The organism is Streptomyces sp. CT34 (assembly GCF_000805335.1).
Lineage (GTDB): Bacteria > Actinomycetota > Actinomycetes > Streptomycetales > Streptomycetaceae > Streptomyces.
The window spans coordinates 1-1,181 of the sequence record NZ_JSFP01000305.1; the positions used below are offsets into that span (position 1 = coordinate 1).

At 71.0% G+C, this 1,181-nt stretch carries 1 protein-coding gene; it reads left to right on the top strand.

Going from position 1 to position 1,181, the window contains the following annotated elements; all coding sequences use genetic code 11:
* Nucleotides 1-1,181: polyketide synthase dehydratase domain-containing protein (locus tag RZ84_RS00060; RefSeq protein ID WP_043262605.1), on the top strand; the 1,181-nt coding region annotated here is incomplete at both ends.

Genomic DNA, 1,181 nt, shown 5'->3' on the forward strand with positions numbered 1-1,181 from the left:
CCCGGTGCTCTACCACCAGGCACTGAACGCCATCGCCGAGCCGACGGACATGTTCGTGGAGGTCGGCCCGGACACCACCCTGACCGCCCTGGCCCGCACGGCCCGCCCACAGGCGGCGGCGATACCCCTGCTGGCCTCCGCCCCGAACACTGCCCCCGGCCACACCCTCACCCTCGCCCTGCACACCCTCACCCACGGCCAGACGCCCGAGCCGTCCCCGGCCGGTTCGACGTCGACGAACACCACGCCCCCGTACACCGACCTGCCGACCTACCCCTTCCAGCGCACGCACTACTGGCTGACGCCCGCCCAGAGGGCGCACGCGAGTCTGTCGGCGGCTGAGCATCCGTTGCTGGACGGGATGACGGAGTTGCCGGGTAGTGGGGCGGTGTTGTTCACGGGTCGGGTGAGTGTCAGGTCGCATCCGTGGCTGGCGGAGCATCGGGTGCATGGCCGGGTGCTGGTGCCGGGGACGGCGTTGGTGGAGCTGGCAGCCTGGGTGGGTACAGGGCTCGAAGTGCCGGCCGTGGACGAGCTGGTGGTCAAGGCTCCGGTCGTCCTGGACGACGACGAGGCGCTGGTGCTCCAGGTACTCGTGGGCGCCGTAGAGGAGTCCGGCACGCGCACCCTCACTGTTCACAGCCACCCCGCCTCCGGCAGCGACCCCGTCGAGTGGACCGAGCACCTGACCGGAGTGCTGGCGCCGGAATCGGGGACCGCACCGAAGAAGTGGGAGGCCCGCCCGGGCTCCACCACCTCGATGGACGGTCTGTACGAGCGGCTTGCCGACTTCGGGCTGGACTACGGTCCGTTGTTCCGTGGGCTGCGGTCGGTGGCGCGGGACGGCCGGACGGTGGTCGGCCGGGTGGAGATGGACGAGGCATACGAGAACGCCGCCGGGTTCGCCTTGCATCCCGCGCTGTTCGACGCCGCCCTGCACACCATCGCCGCCACCGCCGAGCACGACAGGGGGGACGAGCCCCAGGCCATCCGCCTCCCCTTTGCCTGGAAAGGCGTCCGTGTCCACGGCGCCGCGGAGCGCGCCGTCCGCGTCTTGGTCCGGCAGCTGTCACCGCAGTCGTACGGCCTGCAACTGCTGTCGACCGAAGGCGAACTGGTCGTATCCGTCGAGGAGTTGACGGTTGCGGAGGTGACCGCGCAGCAGATAGCGGCTGCCGGCG